Raw genomic sequence first — 19,412 nt, forward strand, 5'->3', positions numbered from 1 at the left:
CCTACAAGGTCAACGACACCTCCAACGTGGTCTGCGGCAACGTCCCGACCGCCAACGCCACCGTCTACATCGTCGACACCGTCCTCATGCCGAAGGCCTGACGACCCTCCGGCCGGCCGCCTCGTACGACACCCCCGGCGGCCGGTCCGGCAGCCGGCCACGGCCGTCCATGGCCGTGACCGGCTGCCTGCGTGGCGGGCCTGCGGGCTCCCCCACACGGCGCGTGTGGGCGAACCGCCGCGCACGGTGTCCGCGACGCCTTCGACGCGCCCCCTGACTCCCTCGGGGGCGCGTCGTCGCATGCTCCGGGACAGCTCGTGTCCGCGCGTCCGTACGCTTGACCCGACATGAACCGAAGACCCCGCTCCCGCAGGCACACCCCTGCGCCCCTCCCCCAGCGCCTGGGCATCGATCCCGTACGTCTGGTGTTCCCGCCCGTCGCGACCGGCGAGGGCGCCGGGGCCCCGGCCCGCGCACCGCAGTCCCCGCCCACCGCCCGTGCCCACCTCCTCGCGCGGCTCTCCGCGGCCGGGCCCGGTGTCGTGGACCGGATGCTCGGGGCGGGGGCGTTCGTCACGGCCGACGGTGTTCCGCTCGCCCCGGACGCGCCGTACTCGCCGGGCCTCGAAGTCTGGTTCCACCGCGAGCCGCCCGCGGAGGTCACGGTGCCCTTTCCGCTCGCCGTGCTGCACCGCGACGAGAACATCCTGGTGGCCGACAAGCCGCACTTCCTGGCCACCACTCCCCGCGGCCGCCACCTCACCCAGACCGCGCTCGCCCGGCTCCGACACGAGCTGGGCCTGCCCGCCCTGAGTCCGGCGCACCGCCTGGACCGGCTCACCGCGGGGGTGGTGCTGTTCACCGTGCGCCCGGAGGTGCGCGGCGCGTACCAGAACCTCTTCAGGGACCGCCGGATCAGCAAGGAGTACGAGGCGCTGGCCCCGTACGACCCCGCACTCGCCCTTCCCCGTACGGTCCGCAGCCGCATCGAGAAGACGTCCGGCGTCGTCGCCGCCCGCGAGGTACCGGGCGAGCCCAACAGCGAGAGCCGCATCGAACTGGTCGAGCACCGCGCGGACCTGGCCCGCTACCGGCTCACCCCGCACACCGGCCGCACCCACCAGCTCCGCGTCCACATGAACGCCGTCGGCCTGCCGCTCCTCGGCGACCCGTACTTCCCGTACCTCACCGACCCGGCCCCTGACGACTTCAGCAGGCCGCTCCAACTCCTGGCCCGCTCCCTGGAGTTCACCGACCCGCTGACCGGTGCGCAGCGCCGCTTCGAGAGCCGCCGCACCCTCCAGGCCTGGGACGACCCCGACGGCTGGGCCGCCCCGGCATGACGAAGGCCCCGGCCAGGACAGTGTCCGACCGGGGCCCGGAGCCCTCGTAGCGGGTGAGCGGCCCACCGAGCACCGACCGCTCACCCCGCCGAGTTGCCGCCACTCACCCCACCGAGCTGTACGCCACCACTCCCCTGCGGACCGCGTCCACGGCCTTCCGGGCGTTCTTGGTGACCGTGCTGTTCTCCCGGGGAGCCGCTGCGGCCACCTGGCCGAGCACGTCGATCACCTGCTTGCACCAGCGCACGAAGTCACCGGCCGGCATCTCCGCCTCGCGCAGCACCTCGTCGAGGTTCCGGCCGGAGGCCCACATGTGGACCGCCCAGGCGAAGCCGAGATCCGGCTCACGCTGGCCGACCCCCTCCGCCTGGTTGATCTTGTGGTCCTCCTCCAGGGCGTCGAGCCGGCCCCAGATCCGTACCATCTCCCCGAGCGCGTCCTTGGCCGCGCCCGCCGGGACCTTCGGCGCGACCGCGTCGTCGGACTGCCGTGCCTCGTACACCAACGCCGAGACGCACGCGGCCAGTTCGGCGGGGTTCAGGTCCTCCCAGACGCCCGCCCGCAGGCACTCCGACGCCAGCAGGTCCAGCTCGCCGTACAGCCTGGCCAGCCGCTTGCCGTGGTCGGTCGCCTCGTCACCGCGCAGGTAGTCCAGCTCGGTCAGCAGGGCGTAGATCCGGTCGAAGGTACGGGCGATGGTGTTGGTCCGCCCCTCGATCCGGTTCTCCAGCTGCCGGGTGTCGCGCTGGAGCCGGTAGTACCGTTCCGCCCAGCGGGCGTGGTCCTCGCGCTCGTCGCAGCCGTGGCACGGGTGTGCGCGCAGCGCGGCCCGCAGCCGGGCGATCTCCCGGTCGTCGGCGGCCTCCGCGCGTCCCTTACGGTGCCGCTCGGGCGCGATGTGCCCGGCCTTGGAACGCAGTTGGGCCGCCAGGTCGCGCCGCGACTGCGGGGAGCGCGGGTTGAAGGACTTCGGGATGCGCATCCGCTCCAGTGCCTCCACCGGCACCGGGAAGTCGATGCCCGCGAGCCGCTTCACCTGCCGCTCGGCGGTCAGCACCAGGGGGCGCGGCCCGTCGTGCTGCTCGAAGCCGCGGTGGTACCCGTTGGTGCGGCCCGCCGGGACTCCCGGGTCGAGCACCAGTGCCAGGCCCGCGAACTTCCCCGTCGGCACATGGATGACGTCGCCGATCTTGAGCTTCTCCAGCGAGTCGGCCGCCGCCACCCGGCGCTGGGCGGCGCCCTGCTTCGCCAGGTCCGTCTCGCGGTCCTTGAGGTCGCGGCGCAGCGCCGCGTACTCGGTGAAGTCCCCGAGGTGACAGGTCATGCCCTGCTGGTAGCCCGCCAGTCCCTCCTCGTTCTTCTGGACCTGCTTGGAGATCCCGACGACCGACCTGTCCGCCTGGAACTGGGCGAAGGACGTCTCCAGGAGCTCCCGAGAGCGGTGCCGGCCGAACTGCTGGACCAGGTTGACCGCCATGTTGTACGACGGCCGGAAGCTGGAGCGCAGCGGATAGGTGCGGGTGCCCGCCAGCCCGGCGAGCGCGCCCGGGTCCATGCCGCGCTGCCAGAGCACCGCCGCGTGACCCTCGACGTCGATGCCGCGCCGTCCGGCACGGCCGGTGAGCTGGGTGTACTCGCCGGGGGTGATGTCGGCGTGCTGTTCGCCGTTCCACTTGACGAGCTTCTCCAGGACCACGGACCTGGCGGGCATGTTGATGCCCAGCGCGAGGGTCTCCGTCGCGAAGACGGCCTTCACCAGGCCCCGTACGAACAGCTCCTCGACGACCTCCTTGAAGGTCGGCAGCATCCCCGCGTGGTGTGCGGCGATGCCCCGCTCCAGGCCCTCGAGCCACTCGTAGTACCCGAGGACGTGCAGGTCCTCGCCGGGGATGGCGGCGGTGCGCTCCTCCACGATCTCGCGCACCTGCCGGCGGGCGTCCTCGTCGTTGAGCCGCAGTCCCGCGTAGAGGCACTGCTGGACGGCGGCCTCACAGCCGGCCCTGCTGAAGATGAAGGTGATCGCGGGCAGCAGCCCCGCGGAGTCGAGCCGCTCGATGACCTCGGCGCGGCTCGGTGTCCAGATGCGGATGCGCTGGCGGCGCTCACGCTCCCGGTCGGCCTCGCGGACCGTCTTGCCCCGGCGCCGGTCGCGCGGGTTGTACGTCTTCTGGTTCTCCAGGCGGGCCATCCGCAGCAGGTCGGGATTGACCTCGCGGCGACCGCCGCGGCCGTCGTCGGACTCCTCGAAGAGGTCGTACATCTTGCGGCCGGCCAGCACGTGCTGCCACAGCGGCACGGGGCGGTGCTCGGAGACGATGACGGCGGTGTCGCCGCGCACCGTGTCGAGCCAGTCGCCGAACTCCTCCGCGTTGGAGACGGTGGCCGAGAGCGACACCAGGGTCACCGACTCGGGCAGGTGGATGATCACCTCCTCCCACACCGCTCCGCGGAAGCGGTCGGAGAGGTAGTGCACCTCGTCCATCACCACGTATGCGAGGCCGAGCAGGGACTGCGAGCCCGCGTAGAGCATGTTGCGCAGCACCTCGGTGGTCATGACGACCACGGGCGCGTCCGCGTTGACGCTGTTGTCACCCGTCAGCAGCCCGACCTTGTCGGCGCCGTAACGCCGCACGAGGTCCTGGAACTTCTGGTTGGACAGTGCCTTGATGGGCGTGGTGTAGAAGCATTTGCCGCCCTGGGTCAGGGCGAGGTGCACGGCGAACTCGCCGACGATCGTCTTGCCCGAGCCGGTGGGTGCCGCGACCAGTACGCCCTTGCCCGCCTCCAGCGCCTGGCAGGCCTCGATCTGGAACGGGTCCAGGTCGAACTCGTACATGGCGCGGAAGGGGGAGAGCGCGGTGGCCTCCTCGGCGGCGCGGATCCGGGAGGCGGCGTATCGCTCGGCTGGTGAGAGGTCCTCTGTCATCTTGTCTTCGAGCCTACCCGCCACCTGTGACAGTCAGCCCGATCTTTGTTCACCCGTGGGACTCGGCCCCGGACCGGGGCTCCTGCGGCGCCAGTACCCGCACCGCCCCCGGCACGCACCGCACGGTCAGCGGCAGTGCTCCCAGCGGTTCCCCGTCGGCGTACGCCGTGATCCCCGCCGCGGACAGCTCGACCGCCCTGGCCCGGTAGGTGCTGACAGCCGGGTGGCCGAGATGCGTCCCCCGGTACACCTTGGGGAAGACGCGGACCAGGGTCGTACGGGAGCAGTCGCCGACCACCGTCACGTCGAGCAGTCCGTCGTCGATGCGGGCGTCCGCGCAGATCCTCATCCCGCCGCCGTACGAGGTCGCGTTGCCGACGGCGACGAGCGTGGCGGCGATCTCCCGCACGGGCCCCGCGTCGAGGCGCATCCGGTAGGCGACCGGCTCGAAGGAGGCGAGTTCGGCGAGGATCGCCAGGTCGTACTTGAAGCGCCCGGCGGGCAGCCGCATCCGGTTGCCGCGGTCGTTGACCCGGGAGTCGAACCCGGAGGCCAGCACCCCGCCGAACCACCGGCCGCCGGCCCGGCCCAGGTCCACGGTCCTGGCCCGGCCGGCGAGGAGCGCCGCCGCGGCCAGCCGGCCGGCCGCGCGCGGGTCCCGCACCGGGAGGCCGAGCTGTCGCGCGAAGTCGTTGCCGGTGCCCACCGCGACGACCCCGAGCGGGGTGGCGGTGCCCGCGACGGCCTGCAGCGCCAGGTTGACCACGCCGTCGCCGCCCACGGCGACCAGTGCCCCGGTCCCCGCGCCGACCGCCTCCCTGGCCCGGCGCAGCGCGTCCTGGGCGTCGGCGCCGAGCACCGTGCGCACGGAGAGGCCGGCCTCCCGCAACGCGGCGGCGGCCGGCTGCGCGGCCCGCGCGCCCCGGCCGCGGCCCGCGGTGGGATTGACGAGCAACGTGATCGCGGTCCCGGGGCCGGTCCCGCCGCCGGCCCCGGCGCCGTTCGCTGCTCCGCCGGTCGCTCTGCTCATGTGAGGGCCCCCCGTCTCCGTCCGGGGGACCCTACAAGGTCACGTGATGTCGTCCAGGATCAGGTGATGTCGTCGTAGCCGTTCAGCTGCTTCGGGCCGCCCTTGGCGCCCGCCTGCTCCGGCAGCATCCGTGAGGCGGCCACCGGTTCGACCTCGTGGCCCAGGGGTTCGGGCGTGAGGTCCAGGTGGGACGCCTCGTCGTCGTCGAGGTCGGCGTCCGGGTTGTTGCGCCGGCGCCGCCTGTCGTTCAGCAGGGAGAAGCCGACGGCGAGGAAGTAGAGGACGACGATCGGTCCGGAGAGGGCCAGCATGCCCACCGGGTCGGTCGTCGGGGTGATCACCGCTCCGAAGACGAAGACGCCCATGATGACCGCGCGCCACCACTTGACCATCGTCTTTCCGCTCAGCACACCGGTCAGGTTCAGCATGACCAGCACCAGCGGGAGTTCGAAGGCGAGACCGAACACCAGCACCATGCGCAGGGTGAAGTCGAGGACGTCACCGAGCGAGAGGATGTTCGCGGAGCCTTCCGGCGTGAGGCTGATCAGCACCTTCACGCTGACGGGAAGGATCATGTAGGCGAGGTAGGCACCCATCGCGAAGAGCGGTACGGCCGCGCCGACGAAGGCGTAGGTGTACTTCTTCTCGTTGCGGTGCAGTCCCGGGGCGACGAAGGCCCACAGCTGGTACAGCCAGACCGGGCTGGACACCACCAGACCCGCGGTGAGGCTGAGCTGGATGGTCACGCTGAAGGGTGCCATCAGGGTGTTGAACGAGACGATGGCGCAGTTTCCGCCGTCGCTCGTCATGCCGGGCCCGCACTTGGGCACCGACTTGGTGATGAACTGCATCAGGTCCTGGCTGTAGACCAGGGCCACGATGGTGACCGCCAGAATCGCGAGCACGCCCTTGGCGAGCCGGTTGCGGAGCTCGCGCAGGTGCTCGATGAGGGGCATCCGTCCCTCGGGGTCCTTCTCCTGCTTGCGGGCAGACTTGAGCAACCCACGTCCTCATCTCGTGCGGCGGGCGGTCACCGGTTCAGGTGCTGCACCGGTCGTGAACGACGGTCCCGGGGTCAGCGCTTGGTGTCGGTCGGCTCGGTGACGGGACGCGAGCTGGTCACGTCGCCGGGAGCCGCCTTGATGGTGCGGGGGGCCGTCACGTCCTGGGCGGTGCCCGGAACCGGCGGGTCCGCGGGGGCCGCGGTGTCCGGGTCGTCCTTCTTCATCGCCTTGGCCTCGCTCTTGAGGATGCGGGCGGACTTGCCCAGCGAGCGGGCCATGTCGGGCAGTTTCTTGGCACCGAAGAGCAGGACGATGACCAGGATGATGAGGATGATTTCGGTGGGGCCGAGCCTACCCATAGCTGTTTACCTTCTTCACCGAGGCGACGGAGTCTGGTTGCCCGACCGGCCGGACACCTGTCCGGTCGCCGCGCTTGGCAGCGATCGTAACCCGTAGGGGTAAACGCAGGGCAATGCTTGTGCGTACCTCCGGTTGCGGCCCGCCGCCTCGCTCGGGGCCGCCTCCTTCGAGCCTACCGCTCCGGTCGGCGCCGGTGGAGACCGGCGCCGTCAGCGCAGGGCCCCGCCGGTCCGCGCCAGGCCGTCGGCCGACCGCTCCAGCTCCCCGGCCGCGACGCCGATGCGCCGCGAGGACTCGGCGACCTGCGCACTCAGGCGCCGTAGCTCGGTGAAGACCCGGACCGCCAGGACGCCGAGCACGGCGAGTCCGAGGAAACCGAGGGCGATGGCGAGCATGGGCCAGAACATGGGCAGAGCCTAAGGGGTCGCGGGCACGGTCCCTGTCACCGGGCGGTGTGCAGCCCCGGGCACGGCCCCTGTCACCGGGCGGTGTGCAGCCGCAGGGTGCGGACTCCACCACGGGTCAAGAGTTCCACGATCCGTTCCCCGGCCGGCTTGCGGACGGCGTCGCCGCACTCCGGGCAGGTGAAGGAGTAGAAGGTGGTACGACGGCTGCCGCCGATCGCCAGCCGCAGCGCACCCGCGGCCAGCTCGAAGCGGGCCCGGCACTCCGGACAGGCCGCCTTGAAAAGGACCGCCTCCACCGGACCCGCACAACCTGACATCACCGACATGTCACAGCTCTCCTCGTGCTCGGACCACCACTGCCATCACACACACTGCCGTCTGCCACCGCTGCCAAGGAGCCCGTTACGCGAGAGCGCCCGGCCCCTCGGCCGGCTCCCGCTCGTACGCCGCCAAGGCCTCGCGCGCCGCCTCCCGCGCACTGACCGCCAGCCCCACCGGCGACACGATCCTGCCCTCCCTGCCGAGCCGCAGCGCCAGCCGCCGCAGCGAAGTGGGGTCCGGGGTGCGCAGCGTCACCCGCAGCCCGCCGTCCGGCAGCTCCTCGGCGCTGTCGTGCGGGTAGTACTCGGCGACCCAACGCCCGCCGGGCCCCACCTCGACCACCACCTCGGGATCCTCAGCCGCAGGGTGCACCAACCCCTCCGAGAGGTCCCGCAGCTCGATCTCCGGCGGCGCCGACGGCTCGTCGAGCAGCCTGATCTCGGCGACCCGGTCCAGCCGGAAGGTGCGCCGCGCCTCGGACGTACGGCACCACGCCTCCATGTACGTGTGACCCACCGCGAACAGCCGGATCGGGTCCACCTCGCGCTCGGTCAGCTCGTCACGCGCAGGCGAGTAGTACCGCAGCCACAGCCGGCGCCGCTCCGAGATCGCCCGGTCCACCTCCGCGAAGACCCCGCCCTCGGACTCGAAGGTCACCGAGAGCCGCGAGCTGGCACCCGCAGCCTCCCCGGCCGCCGCCTCCAGCTTCGCCGTCGCCCGCAGCAGCGCCTGCCGGTCGCCCTCGCGCAGCCCCGGCAGCGTGGAGACCGCACGGGCCGCCACGAGCAGCGCGGTCGCCTCGTCGGCCGCCAGCCTCAACGGCTCCGCCGTACTCGCGCCGGAGGCATCCGGGTTGCGCCACCAGATCCGCTCGCCGTCGGTGTCGATGTCGAGCAGGTCACCGCCCCGGAAACTGGTCCCGCACATCGGCAGCACGTCCAGGTCCGAGATCAGCTCGTCCTGGGTGATCCCGAAGGCCCGCGCCACGTCGTCCACGTGCGCGCCGGGCCGCTCCCGCAAATACGTCACCAGCGACAGCATCCGCCGCGTCTGGTCGATGGCATTGGTCGCCACAGCCCTGTCCCGCCCCTCAGCCCTTGGCCACGGCGCGCAGCCGGTCCACGACGTCCGCCCGCAGATCAGCGGGCTCCAGCACCACCACGTCCGGGCCGAACTCGACCAGCCAGGCATCGAGGCCGTGCCCGTACGGAATCGCCAACTCGTCCCACCCGTCACCCAGTTCCCGCACGGCGCTCGCACGCGACCGCAGCGGATAACCCGACCCCGCCCGCAGCTTGATCAGCGCGCTGCGGGTCGCGGTCTCCCCCGCCCAGCTCTCCACCGTCTCCCGTACCGTCACCACGTCCGGCACCTCGGCGGTGAAGGCCCCCGCCCGTGAACGCACCTTGCCCGTGATCCGCGACAGCCGGAACACCCGCTCGGCCCCCCGGTCACGGTCCCAGCCCGCCAGGTACCAGTGGCCGCGCCAGCACTCCAGCGTCCAGGGCTCCACCTGCCGGCTCTCCGGACGGGCTGCGGTCGCCTTGCGGTAGTCGAACACGACAGGCCGCCGGTCCCGACAGGCGAGCATCAACGGCTCGAACGCCGCCTCGTGCACCGGGATCCGCGGCTCCAGCGCACTGTGCTGCGTCGCGTACGGATCGTCCGCCTCCGGCATCCCGGCCGCCCGCAGCTTCTGCAGCGCACCACTGGCCGCGCCCGCGAGACGGGCCTGCTGCCACACCTTCGCAGCGAGCCCCAGAGCGGCGGCCTCCTCCGCGTCCAACGTGATCGCGGGCAGCCGGTTGCTGTCCCGGCGCGCCAGGTAACCCGCGTCGCCGTCCAGGTTCTCCACGGTCTCGATGACCAGACCGAGCTCGCGCAGATCGTCCTTGTCGCGCTCGAACATCCGGTTGAAGGACTCCTCGCTGCCCGCCTCCAGATAGGCCTCGATGGACGCCTTCAACTCACGCTTGCTGAGCGGGCGCCGGGTTCCCAGCAGGCACAGCGCCAGGTTCATCAAACGCTCGGCCTTGGCAATCGCCATCGACGCCCTCTCATCCCGGAGTGCGCCGTGAACTGACCCGGCGCTACGACCCTCGACCGTACCGCCCCGGGGTGTCGCGGCAAAAGCCGAGGGCAACAGCAGAGGGCCCCCGCCGGCCGGGCGGGAGCCCTCTGTCACCGCACGCGCGTGCGCGTGCCGGCACAAGACGTGATCAGACGGACACCAGGTCGCAGACGAAGATCAGCGTCTCGCCCGGGGCGATCGCTCCGCCGCCGGCGCCGCGGTCGCCGTACGCCAGGTGCGCGGGGATGGTCAGCCGACGGCGACCGCCGACCTTCATGCCCTGCACGCCCCGGTCCCAGCCCGCGATGACCTGACCGGCACCGAGCTGGAACTCCAGCGGGTTCCCGCGGTTCCACGAGGCGTCGAACTCCTCACCGGTGGAGAAGGCCACACCCACGTAGTGCACCTTCACGAAGTCACCGGCCTTGGCGACGGCGCCGTCACCCTCCCAGATGTCCTTGACCTCAAGGTCCGCGGGGACTCCACCCTCGGGAAAGTCGATCTCGGGCTTCTCGATGCTCACTGAATCGCTCCTACAACACGAATCTTCCGGACAACCGCAACAGTCTCGCACGGACCGGAAAAGAGCCGTCCACGAAAGGCCGACCCGCCACCGGGAATCGAACAGAGGTGGAAATCAGACGGCGCCGACGATGTCCACGACGAAGACCAGGTTGTTCTTGGCCAGCTCGTGCGGAGGCTGCTGGGCCTCCTGGTCCTTGTTGCCGCCGTACGCCAGCTCCGGCGGGATCACCAGCAGCACCCGGTCACCGATGTGCTTGCCGACCAGACCCTTGTCCCAGCCGGGAATGACGCCACCCACGCCGATCGGGAACGTCGTGGCGCCACCGTGGTCCCAGGAGGAGTCGAACTTCTTGCCGTCCTCCCACTTCACACCCGTGTACTGGGCCACCAGGCCCTGGCCGGCCTTCACCTCGTCGCCCGAGCCCTTGATCAGCACCTGCTCCTTGAGCTCCTTCGGCGGCTTCTCACCCTTCGGAACGGTGATCGTCGCGGCCTTCGGGCCCTGTGCCTTCACCTCGGGCATGCCCTCAGCGGAAGCCGCCTGCTCACCCTTGGCCCCGGACTTCTTGTCGTAGGTCTTGGCCGCGACGATGTCCAGCACCCACACCAGACCGTCCTCGGGGGCGATGCCCATCTGCGGGTTCAGCTGACCGACCAGCTCCTTGGCGGCCCCGTCGACCTCGACCCGGCTGCCGACCTTCTTGCCGACCAGGCCCTCCAGCACCTTGGGGGGCAGCTGGCTGGGCTGCGCCAGATCCTGCACCACCTGCGTACGCGGCGCCTTGGGATCCGCACCCTTCTGCTTGGCCCAGGTCGAACCGAGATCCGTACCCTTGGTCGTCTTGCCCGCCACGTCCAGACGCACGTAGTCGGTCTTCTTCACCTCCGCGCCCGTACCGGCGCTGAGGGTCTTCACCTGCACCTTCGCAGGCGCCTTCGCACCCTTCGCGATCTCGATCGTCGGCTGGTCCCCGAACTTCCCGGACACCTTGGCGGTCGCCTCGGGCGACGCCGTCTTCGACCCGTCGTCCTTGGAATCGCCCCCGCAGGCAGCAGTCAGGAACAGAGCGGGCACAACCAGCGCCGCAGCGGCAAGGCGGGCAGTCTTTGTGGGAATCATCAGTCCAACTCGCGATAGGGGGTGCGGGCAGTCCCGCCACTCTACGACCTGGCCCCGGCAGCACCACGAGCACCGACACGGCTGTGCGCCGGAGCGAAAACACCCCGGCGCACAGCCGCACACCTCACTCACACCTGCCGCTACATCCCCGCGATCAGCTTCTCCACCCGGTCGTCCACCGACCGGAACGGGTCCTTGCACAGCACCGTGCGCTGCGCCTGGTCGTTCAGCTTCAGATGCACCCAGTCGACGGTGAAGTCCCGCCGCTGCTCCTGCGCCCGCCGGATGAAGTCACCGCGCAGCCGCGCCCGCGTCGTCTGCGGAGGCACCGACTTGCCCTCGAAGATCTTCAGGTCGTTGCAGATCCGCGCCGCCTGCCCCTTACGCTCCAGCAGGTAGTAAAGACCCCGGCGCCGGTGGATGTCGTGGTACGCGAGATCTATCTGCGCGACCCTCGGATGCGACATCGGCATGTTGTGCTTGGCCCGGTACCGCTCGATCAGCTTGTACTTCATGACCCAGTCGATCTCGGTGTCGATCCGGTCCAGGTCCTCCGCCTCGATCGCGTCGAGCGTACGGCCCCACAGCTCCAGCACCCGCGCCACGTTGCCCTCACGGATTCCGCGACGGTCGACGAAGTCCACGGCCTTCTCGTAGTACTCGCGCTGCACCTCCAGCGCGGACGCCTCCCGGCCACTGGCCAGACGCACCTTGCGCTGCCCCGTGATGTCGTGACTGACCTCACGGATCGCCCGGATCGGGTTCTCCAGCGTCAGGTCCCGCATCACCGTGCCCGCCTCGATCATGCGCAGCACCAGATCGGTGGCACCGACCTTCAGCAGCATGGTCGTCTCGGACATGTTCGAGTCGCCCACGATGACATGCAGCCGACGGTAACGCTCCGCGTCGGCGTGCGGCTCGTCACGGGTGTTGATGATCGGCCGGGAACGCGTCGTCGCGGAACTGACGCCCTCCCAGATGTGCTCCGCGCGCTGGCTCACGCAGTACACCGCACCACGCGGCGTTTGCAGCACCTTGCCCGCACCGCACAGCAACTGGCGCGTCACCAGGAACGGAATCAGGATGTCCGCGAGCCGCGAGAACTCCCCGTGCCTGGCCACCAGGTAATTCTCGTGGCAGCCGTAGGAGTTCCCGGCGGAGTCGGTGTTGTTCTTGAACAGATAGACGTCGCCCGCGATCCCCTCCTCGTGCAGGCGGCGTTCGGCGTCGACGAGCAAGCCCTCGAGAATGCGCTCGCCGGCCTTGTCGTGGGTGACCAGCTCGGTCAGGTTGTCGCACTCGGGAGTTGCGTATTCCGGATGCGATCCCACGTCGAGGTACAGACGGGCGCCGTTCCGCAGGAAGACGTTGCTGCTGCGGCCCCATGACACAACACGGCGGAAGAGGTAGCGCGCCACTTCGTCAGGAGACAGTCGGCGCTGTCCCCTGAACGTGCACGTGACGCCGTACTCGTTCTCCAGCCCGAAAATGCGGCGGTCCATGTCTGAACATTACGCCTGATGGCCTGAGCTGAAACCGGGTTCGACGGCACCGATTCGATCATTTTCGGAACCCCCCTCCGCGTTTACGGCCGAAGCGCCCTCCGCAGCAGGCGGAGGAACCGTCAGCACCCGGCGCGTCGCCAGCAGAACCAGCAGCGCCAGCACCCCGCCGACCGCCGCCACACCGAAACTCGCCGCCGTACCCCCGAGTTCAACCGCGGGCCCCGCCGCACCCGTGCCCACGGCCGACCCCACCCCGAACGTCGTCACCAGCCACGAGAACGCCTCCGTCACCGTCCCCCGCGGCGCATGACGGTCCACCACGATGAACGCACACGCCAGCGCGGGCGCCAGGAACACCCCCGCCACCCCCGCCAGCACCGTCATCGCCACCACACCCGGCGTCAGCATCAACGGCAGGTACCCCGCCGCCAGCAACGCCACGATCACCCGCAGCCGCGGCTCCGGAGCCCCCGCCCACTGCCGCGCCCCGTAGACCAGACCGCCCAGCAACGCCCCCAGACCGAGCGCCGCCATCAGCGCCCCGTACACCCACGGCTCACCGTGGTCGTCCCCGTACGCCACGCCCGCCACCGTGATCGAACCCAGCGCCACCCCGACGAAGAAGAACGACCCCAGCAGCGCCAGCAGACCCGGTGAACGCAACGCGCCCAGCCAGTGCGCCTCACGGGGCGCCGAACGCCACCGCCTGGACGGCTCCGACACCACCACCGACAGGGCCCCCAGCACCCCGATCCCGTTGATCACCAGCAGCGCCGCGGCCGGCGACCACAACGACACCAGCAGGGTCACCAGCAGCGGGCCGACCGTGAACATGACCTCCTGGGCGACCGCGTCCATCGCGTACGCCCGGTGCACCTTGTCCCCGTCCCCCAGCACACTCGGCCACAGCGCCCGCAGCCCGCCCTCGAGAGGCGGTGTGAACAGACCCGCCACCACCACCGCCGCGTACGCGAGCGGCAGGTGCCCCACCCCCGAGAGACACAGCAGCAGCACCCCCAGCGCGGACACGAACGCCGCCGGGAGCTGCACCTTCGGCTGCCCCCGCAGGTCGACCGCCCGCCCTAGCAGCGGCTGACCGACCGCGTTCGCCACCCCGTACACCGCGGCCAGCGCACCGCCCAGGGTGTAGCTCCCGCCCTCCGCCCGCGTGAACAGCATGATCGCGATCGGCGCCGTCGCGTTGGGCAGCCGCCCCACCAGCGTCCCGGCCAGCAGGCGCGCGGCGTGCCGCGTCCTGAGCAGTTCGGCGTATCCCGCGGCCATCTGTTCCGCCCCTCTCCCCGGGCGGCGCCCGCGCACACCCAGGTTTTACGTATAACTACCGGCGTCATACGTACCATGTGCACAGACCGGAGGTCCACCGCACGCACCCCGGCCCAGGACGTACGGAGAACCCGGTGACCACCCCCGCCCACCCCGCCCGCACCACCCCCACCAGCCGGGACGTCGCCCGAGCGGCAGGCGTCTCCCAGGCCACCGTCTCCCTCGTCCTCGGCGACAAGTGGCACGGCCGCGTCTCCCCGCGCACCGCCGCCGCCGTCCGCACCGCCGCCGCCGACCTCGGCTACCGCCCCAACCAGGCCGCCCGCAGCCTCCGCCTCGGCCGCACCCGCACCGCCCTCCTCGTCGTCCCCGCCCTCACCAACGAGTTCTTCGCCCGCGTCTACGCCGGAGCCGCCGCCACCGCCGCCGAGCACGGCTTCGGCGTCGTCCTCTACCCCTCGCCCGACGGCATCGGCCCCGCCCGCGACCCCTTCGCCTCCGCCCGCACCGCCCTCGACGGCGTCATCGCCTCCTCCATGGCCACCGGAGCCCTCGGCGCACTGCGCGGCACCGGACTCCCCCTCGTCATGCTCGACAGCGACCCCCACGACCCCGCCGGCGGCGACGCCGCCGCCCACGTCAACCTCGACATAGCCGACGGCATGCACCGCGTCACCGGCCACCTCCTCGGACTCGGCCATCGCCGCCTCGTCCACCTCGCGTCTGCCGTCGACTCCTGGACCTTCGACGTCCGCGCCCGGGCCCTCGCCGAAACCCTCCGCGCCACCCCAGGCACCACGCTGCGCACCGTGCGCTCCGCCCTCGACGTGCACAGCGCCCGCGAAGCAGCCACCCGTGCCCTCACCGCACCGGGCCCCCGCCCCACCGCCCTCATCTGCGACGACGACATCCTGGCCGCCGGCGCCTGCAAGGCCCTGCATCGCCTGGGCCTCCGCGTCCCCGACGACGTCTCCGTCACCGGCTTCGACGACCTCGCCCTCGCCACCGCCCTCGAACCCGAACTGACCACCGTACGGCTCCCCGCCGAACAGGTCGGGAACCGCGGCATGGCCGCCCTCCTCGCCGTCCTCGAAGGCCGCACCCCGGACAGCACCGACCTCCCCGTCACCCTGGTCGTACGCGACACCACCGCGGCCCCCGCCCACCCCTGACACACGTGTGGCCCCGGAGCGCCGAACACCGCGCTCCGGGGCCACACGTCACCGCTCAAGCACCTGCTCAGGGACCTGTCGGGCCTGCTGCACCCGCTCTGCCGGCCAACTGGGCCTGCTGTCCTGCCGGGCCTGCTGTCCTGCTGTCCTGCTGGGCCTACTGTCCTGCTGGGCCTACTGTCCTGCTGGACCTGCCGGCCTGCCAAGGGACCCGGGAGCCTACTCCTCCTCGGTGTCCGAAGGCGCCTCGGTCGGCGCCGACGCGTCACCGTCCGCCTCCAGCAACCGCGACAACTGCCGCCCCACGATCCGCTTGAACTTCCGTTGCTGCGGCCGCGTACGGTCCAGCACCGCCACCTCCAGCCGCTCCGCCGGAATCTCCCGCTCCGTACCGCTCGTGTCCCGCGACAACGCCTGCACGGCCAGCTTCAACGCCTCCGCCAGACTCATGTCGTCACGGTGGCGCTGATCCAGGTAACTGCTGATCTGCTCGGCATTGCCGCCGACCGCGACCGAACCGTGCTCGTCCACGATCGACCCGTCGTGCGGCAACCGGTAGATCTGGTCACCCTCCGGCTCCGCGCCGACCTCCGCGACCACCAACTCCACCTCGTACGGCTTCTCCGCGTTGCTGGAGAAGATCGTGCCGAGCGTCTGGGCATAGACATTCGCCAGCCCACGCGCCGTCACATCGTCGCGGTCGTAGGTGTACCCGCGCAGATCGGCGTACCTGACGCCACCGATCCGCAGGTTCTCGTACTCGTTGTACTTGCCGGCGGCGGCGAAGCCGATCCGGTCGTAGATCTCGCTGAACTTGTGCAGCGCACGGGACGGGTTCTCGCCGACGAAGACAATGCCGTCGGCAAACTGCAGCACAACGAGGCTGCGTCCACGGGCGATGCCCTTCCGGGCGTATTCCGCCCGGTCGGCCATGGCCTGCTGGGGTGAGACATAGAACGGCGTCGACACCGGCTATCCGTCCCTTTCTGTCAGAGGCAAAAACATGGAAGAACCGCGGAGGCTCGGGGAATTCAGAGCAGTGCGGCCCGCGGGCCGTCCGGCTGCTCCAGGCGCTTCGCCAGAATCGCCCTGGCCAGTTCGGCCGACTCGTCGTCCGTCAGCCGCCGGAAACCGTCCTCCGTGATGACGGTCACGATCGGGTAGATACGCCGGGCCACATCGGGACCGCCGGTCGCCGAGTCGTCGTCCGCCGCGTCGTAGAGCGCCTGGATGACCAGCGTCGTGGTCTCCTGCTCCGTCAGGTCCTTCCGGTACAGCTTCTTCATCGAGCCGCGGGCGAACACCGAACCCGACCCGGTGGCCGCGTATCCGTGCTCTTCCGAACGGCCACCCGTGACGTCGTAGGAGAAGATGCGCCCCTTGTCGCGGTCCACGTCATAACCCGCGAAGAGCGGCACCACGGCCAGCCCCTGCATGGCCATTCCGAGATTCGACCGGATCATGGTCGAGAGGCGGTTCGCCTTTCCTTCGAGCGAGAGCTGAGCGCCTTCCACCTTCTCGAAGTGCTCCAGCTCCAGCTGGAAGAGCTTCACCATCTCCACGGCAAGGCCGGCCGTGCCCGCGATCCCGACCGCCGAGTACTCGTCGGCCGGGAAGACCTTCTCGATGTCGCGCTGGGCGATCATGTTCCCCATGGTCGCGCGCCGGTCGCCGGCGAGGACGACCCCGCCCGGGAACGAGGCGGCCACGATGGTCGTCCCGTGCGGCGCTTCGACGACGCCCTGCACGGGCGGCAGCACCCGCTTGCCGGGGAGCATCTCGGGCGAGTGCTCACCGAGGAAGTCCATGAACGAGGACGACCCGGGCGTCAGGAAGGCAGCTGGTAGACGCCCGGTGCTACGAGTGTTGGCTTCCACGCGTTTCCCTCCAGGTATGCGATGGCCCGACGCAAGGAGTCGGGATCATCTCCCAACTGGCCGATGGCCGCATTGCAGTTGAAGCACAGTACGCCTCGGACCCTACCCGTCTCGTGGCAGTGATCCACATGTACGGCGGGAGCCTTCAGACAGATCGTGCAGACCCCGGCCTGGGAGGCGACCATTTCGTCGCGTTGGGCTTCGGTCAGGCCGTAGGAGCGTTTGAGGTGGTGGGCGCGGCCCTGTTCCGCCCGGCACGGTTTGCAGCGGGTGGCAAGTCCGTCCGAGGCGGTGGCATTTCGATGCCATTCGCTGTGCGGTTTGACTTGGCCACACCCTCGGCACTCCTTGTAGCCGGGCGGGACATCAGCTTTTTCGCGGACCGATTTGCCCTGCGCCTCCATGCGTCGCCGATAATATCGAGCACCGTACTCCGCCACGCATTCTCGGCAACGAGGCTGAAGCCCATCACGTCGATTTCGGTCGCCCGCGAAATACTCAAGAGACAGGGTGCGTGAACACCCTGGGCAGTATTTCGTTTCCACCCCTGACACCCTGTCCGTTTTTCCCGCTATTGCCCACCTTTCTGAACAAATCCACGAACGAACTCCTCGGCATTTTCCTCGAGTACGTCGTCGATTTCGTCCAGAACAGAGTCCACGTCGTCCGAAAGCTTTTCCTGGCGTTCCTTGAGGTCTTCCGAGCCCTGCGCCTCCGCAGTCTGCTCCTCGGTCTCCTCGGTGGAACGTGTCGCCTTCTGCTGTCCGCCGCCGGTGTCCTTGGTCGCCATCTCTACCTCACCCCGCTCGGTTGGATGCTTTTGCTGGTGGTCCCTTACCGGACCCTTGATCGAACCCTATAACCGGGGTCCGACATCCGCTCCGTACTTCCGTACTTCTGTGATTCCCACTCGGCGCCCTTTTCAGCCGCGCATCAGTGCCCGGACAGCACCCGGACCAGTTCGTCCGCCGTGCGGCACCTGTCCAGCAGCTCCTTGACGTGGTTCCTGGTGCCCCGCAGCGGCTCCAGCGTCGGTACCCGCTGGAGGGAGTCCCGGCCCGGCAGGTCGAAGATGACCGAGTCCCAGGAGGCCGCAGCGACGTCGTCCGCGTACTGCTCCAGGCAGCGGCCGCGGAAGTACGCCCTGGTGTCCTCCGGAGGCTTCGTCTCCGCCCGCTCGACCGCGCTCTCGTCCAGCAGCCGCTTCATCTTTCCGCGTGCCGCCAGACGGTTGTACAGCCCCTTGTCGGGCCGTACGTCCGCGTACTGGAGGTCGACCAGATGGAGCCTGGGCGCGTCCCATTCGAGGTTGTCACGCCGGCGGTAGCCCTCCAGGAGCTCCCGCTTGGCGATCCAGTCCAGTTCCCCGGACAGACTCATCGGGTCGTTCTCCAGGCGGTTCAGGACGTCCTCCCACCGGGTGAGGACGTCCTTGGTCTGCTCGTCTGCGTCCGCCCCGTACCGTTCCTCGACGTACTTCCTGGCCAGCTCGTAGTACTCCATCTGCAGCTGTACTGCGGTCAGTGACCGGCCGCTGCGCAGCGTGAGCAGATGCTGGAGCGAGGGGTCGTGGGAAACCTGGTGCAGGGTGCGTACCGGCTGGTCGACGGCGAGGTCGACGTTGATGAAGCCGTCCTCGATCATCGACAGGACCAGGGCGGTGGTGCCGAGTTTCAGGTACGTCGAGATCTCGGAGAGGTTGGCGTCGCCGATGATGACGTGCAGCCTGCGGTACTTCTCGGCGTCGGAGTGGGGTTCGTCCCGGGTGTTGATGATGGGGCGTTTGAGGGTGGTCTCCAGGCCGACCTCGACCTCGAAGTAGTCGGCGCGCTGGCTGATCTGGAAGCCGTGCTCGTGTCCGTCCTGGCCGATGCCGATGCGTCCCGCGCCGGTGATGACCTGGCGGGAGACGAAGAACGGGGTGAGATGGCGCACGATGTCCGAGAAGGGGGTCTCCCGCTTCATCAGGTAGTTCTCGTGCGTGCCGTAGGAGGCGCCCTTGTTGTCGGTGTTGTTCTTGTAGAGCAGGATCGGCTGGCCGCCGGGGATCTGGGCGGCGCGTTCGGCGGCTTCGGCCATGATGCGCTCGCCGGCCTTGTCCCAGAGGACCGCGTCCATGGGGTTGGTGATTTCCGGGGAGCTGTACTCGGGGTGTGCGTGGTCGACGTAGAGCCTGGCGCCGTTGGTCAGGATGACGTTGGCCAGGCCGATGTCCTCGTCGGTGAGCTGGCTGGAGTCGGCTGCTTCGCGGGCCAGGTCAAAGCCCCGTGCGTCCCGCAGCGGGTTCTCTTCCTCGAAGTCCCAGCGGGCGCGGCGCGCCCGGTGCATCGCCGCCGCGTAGGCGTTGACGATCTGGGACGAGGTGAGCATGGCATTGGCGTTGGGGTGCCCGGGGACGGAGATTCCGTATTCCGTCTCGATGCCCATTACTCGCCGTACGGTCATGCGGCCCTCCTTGCCCGGCGCT

The 19,412-nt window shown here is 70.0% G+C and carries 19 protein-coding genes and 1 pseudogene; 3 read left to right on the forward strand and 17 right to left on the reverse strand.

Features of this window, described 5'->3' with window-relative positions; genetic code table 11:
- A pseudogene (locus ACIQM4_RS30685) lies at positions 1–101 on the forward strand (fasciclin domain-containing protein); the annotation flags it as partial.
- Between the two features lie 246 nt (positions 102–347).
- Positions 348–1,343 carry an RluA family pseudouridine synthase gene (locus ACIQM4_RS30690; protein WP_401598290.1) on the forward strand — a complete coding sequence of 332 codons (996 nt, stop codon included), beginning with the start codon at positions 348–350 and terminating at the stop codon, positions 1,341–1,343.
- 103 nt (positions 1,344–1,446) lie between these two features.
- Here ACIQM4_RS30690 and ACIQM4_RS30695 read toward each other — a convergent pair whose 3' ends face one another.
- The 12 genes from ACIQM4_RS30695 to ACIQM4_RS30750 form a co-directional block, all read right to left on the reverse strand.
- A complete protein-coding gene (locus ACIQM4_RS30695; RefSeq protein WP_401598291.1) occupies positions 1,447–4,269 on the reverse strand; it encodes a DEAD/DEAH box helicase in 2,823 nt (940 codons plus the stop codon).
- A 49-nt stretch (positions 4,270–4,318) separates the two neighbouring features.
- Positions 4,319–5,299 (reverse strand): diacylglycerol kinase, encoded by a 981-nt coding sequence (locus ACIQM4_RS30700; RefSeq protein ID WP_401598292.1) that lies wholly within the window; start codon positions 5,297–5,299, stop codon positions 4,319–4,321.
- Positions 5,300–5,358: 59 nt separating this feature from the next.
- A complete protein-coding gene (gene tatC, locus ACIQM4_RS30705; RefSeq protein ID WP_401598509.1) occupies positions 5,359–6,255 on the reverse strand; it encodes a twin-arginine translocase subunit TatC in 897 nt (298 codons plus the stop codon).
- Between the two features lie 119 nt (positions 6,256–6,374).
- Positions 6,375–6,662 (reverse strand): Sec-independent protein translocase subunit TatA, encoded by a 288-nt coding sequence (gene tatA / locus ACIQM4_RS30710; RefSeq protein ID WP_401598293.1) that lies wholly within the window; start codon positions 6,660–6,662, stop codon positions 6,375–6,377.
- A gap of 210 nt (positions 6,663–6,872) precedes the next feature.
- The gene (locus tag ACIQM4_RS30715; protein WP_401598295.1) at positions 6,873–7,070 is read right to left on the reverse strand and encodes a hypothetical protein; all 198 of its coding nucleotides are present in this window, start codon (positions 7,068–7,070) and stop codon (positions 6,873–6,875) included.
- Between the two features lie 71 nt (positions 7,071–7,141).
- Positions 7,142–7,396, reverse strand: coding sequence for a hypothetical protein (locus ACIQM4_RS30720; protein WP_401598297.1), 255 nt, complete (start codon positions 7,394–7,396; stop codon positions 7,142–7,144).
- Positions 7,397–7,472: 76 nt separating this feature from the next.
- Positions 7,473–8,432, reverse strand: coding sequence for a helix-turn-helix transcriptional regulator (locus ACIQM4_RS30725; protein ID WP_401598511.1), 960 nt, complete (start codon positions 8,430–8,432; stop codon positions 7,473–7,475).
- A gap of 49 nt (positions 8,433–8,481) precedes the next feature.
- Complete coding sequence (locus tag ACIQM4_RS30730) at positions 8,482–9,438, reverse strand: helix-turn-helix transcriptional regulator (RefSeq protein ID WP_401598298.1); 957 nt, start codon at positions 9,436–9,438, stop codon at positions 8,482–8,484.
- Between the two features lie 172 nt (positions 9,439–9,610).
- Entirely contained in the window at positions 9,611–9,985 is a 375-nt protein-coding gene (locus tag ACIQM4_RS30735; RefSeq protein ID WP_401598300.1) for an FKBP-type peptidyl-prolyl cis-trans isomerase, read from the reverse strand.
- 114 nt (positions 9,986–10,099) lie between these two features.
- Complete coding sequence (locus ACIQM4_RS30740; RefSeq protein WP_401598302.1) at positions 10,100–11,107, reverse strand: FKBP-type peptidyl-prolyl cis-trans isomerase; 1,008 nt, start codon at positions 11,105–11,107, stop codon at positions 10,100–10,102.
- Between the two features lie 140 nt (positions 11,108–11,247).
- The gene (gene pafA / locus ACIQM4_RS30745) at positions 11,248–12,609 is read right to left on the reverse strand and encodes a Pup--protein ligase (protein ID WP_401598304.1); all 1,362 of its coding nucleotides are present in this window, start codon (positions 12,607–12,609) and stop codon (positions 11,248–11,250) included.
- 9 nt (positions 12,610–12,618) lie between these two features.
- Entirely contained in the window at positions 12,619–13,896 is a 1,278-nt protein-coding gene (locus ACIQM4_RS30750; RefSeq protein ID WP_401598306.1) for an MFS transporter, read from the reverse strand.
- Between the two features lie 134 nt (positions 13,897–14,030).
- Between ACIQM4_RS30750 and ACIQM4_RS30755 the strand changes: the two genes are divergently transcribed.
- Positions 14,031–15,068, forward strand: coding sequence for a LacI family DNA-binding transcriptional regulator (locus ACIQM4_RS30755; protein WP_401598308.1), 1,038 nt, complete (start codon positions 14,031–14,033; stop codon positions 15,066–15,068).
- A gap of 219 nt (positions 15,069–15,287) precedes the next feature.
- Here the strand turns inward: ACIQM4_RS30755 and prcA are convergent, their stop codons facing one another.
- The 5 genes from prcA to dop form a co-directional block, all read right to left on the reverse strand.
- Positions 15,288–16,037, reverse strand: coding sequence for a proteasome subunit alpha (gene prcA, locus ACIQM4_RS30760; RefSeq protein ID WP_401598310.1), 750 nt, complete (start codon positions 16,035–16,037; stop codon positions 15,288–15,290).
- Between the two features lie 62 nt (positions 16,038–16,099).
- Positions 16,100–16,945, reverse strand: a complete 846-nt coding sequence (prcB, locus tag ACIQM4_RS30765; protein ID WP_401598312.1) for a proteasome subunit beta — start codon at positions 16,943–16,945, stop codon at positions 16,100–16,102.
- Positions 16,897–17,499 carry an endonuclease VII domain-containing protein gene (locus ACIQM4_RS30770; RefSeq protein WP_401598314.1) on the reverse strand — a complete coding sequence of 201 codons (603 nt, stop codon included), beginning with the start codon at positions 17,497–17,499 and terminating at the stop codon, positions 16,897–16,899. Before ACIQM4_RS30770 ends, prcB begins: the two co-directional genes overlap by 49 nt.
- Before the next feature lie 17 nt (positions 17,500–17,516).
- Positions 17,517–17,735, reverse strand: a complete 219-nt coding sequence (locus tag ACIQM4_RS30775; protein ID WP_345224656.1) for a ubiquitin-like protein Pup — start codon at positions 17,733–17,735, stop codon at positions 17,517–17,519.
- Positions 17,736–17,878: 143 nt separating this feature from the next.
- Positions 17,879–19,390 (reverse strand): depupylase/deamidase Dop, encoded by a 1,512-nt coding sequence (gene dop / locus ACIQM4_RS30780; RefSeq protein WP_401598315.1) that lies wholly within the window; start codon positions 19,388–19,390, stop codon positions 17,879–17,881.
- Between the last annotated feature and the right edge of the window lie 22 nt (positions 19,391–19,412).

It is taken from the genome of Streptomyces sp. NPDC091272 (genome assembly GCF_044757485.1).
Classification (GTDB): domain Bacteria; phylum Actinomycetota; class Actinomycetes; order Streptomycetales; family Streptomycetaceae; genus Streptomyces.